The following is a 488-nucleotide window of genomic DNA, read 5'->3' as shown; positions in this document are numbered from 1 at the left end:
TGCGGTGTTGGCCACGGGCGTGATGACCGCGGCCCCCACACCGCGGGCTGGGCAGATCGCGCCGAACAGGTAGGCAGAGCTGTGTCGATTGTCGCGCACCATGGCCGGGCGCGAGCCGACCGGCGCCCAAACGTAGGTCAGGCTGCCCTTCTGTCCAACTCGGGCTTCATCTTTACATGAAGGGTTCGGCTGTCAACGGCGTTTCTACATGCGGAACTTCCAGTAGGGTCAAAGCGGGGTTCGGCAAAGCTGTTGGGCCCGGGGCGGTTCTGCGTCGCAGCGACGGCTGCATCACCTTACATGCGGTCGGGTCAGTGGCGTGATCCCAAACCATAATGCCTCATGCACGAGGCGTTGCCCCAGTAAAGCGCGACCCACCTGAAACGCGGCGGCTCTGCACCACCATAGAAGAAGACGGTCACGCTTCCCGTGTCGCCGCGAGCGGTGGTGCCGCCTACGGCAATCCTGTTGGCTTATGCTATGGTCAT

General features: G+C 63.1%; 1 pseudogene. It reads right to left on the bottom strand.

Annotated elements, in window-relative coordinates:
• Positions 1-174: pseudogene (locus Q7A36_RS40840) on the bottom strand (IS630-like element ISAli3 family transposase); the annotation flags it as partial.
• Between the last annotated feature and the right edge of the window lie 314 nt (positions 175-488).

The sequence above is a fragment of the Paracraurococcus lichenis genome (genome assembly GCF_030657435.1).
GTDB classification, from domain to species: Bacteria; Pseudomonadota; Alphaproteobacteria; order Acetobacterales; family Acetobacteraceae; genus Paracraurococcus; species Paracraurococcus lichenis.
The sequence above is the reverse complement of the archived record's forward strand: the minus strand, read 5'-3'. Positions and strand labels throughout refer to the sequence as shown.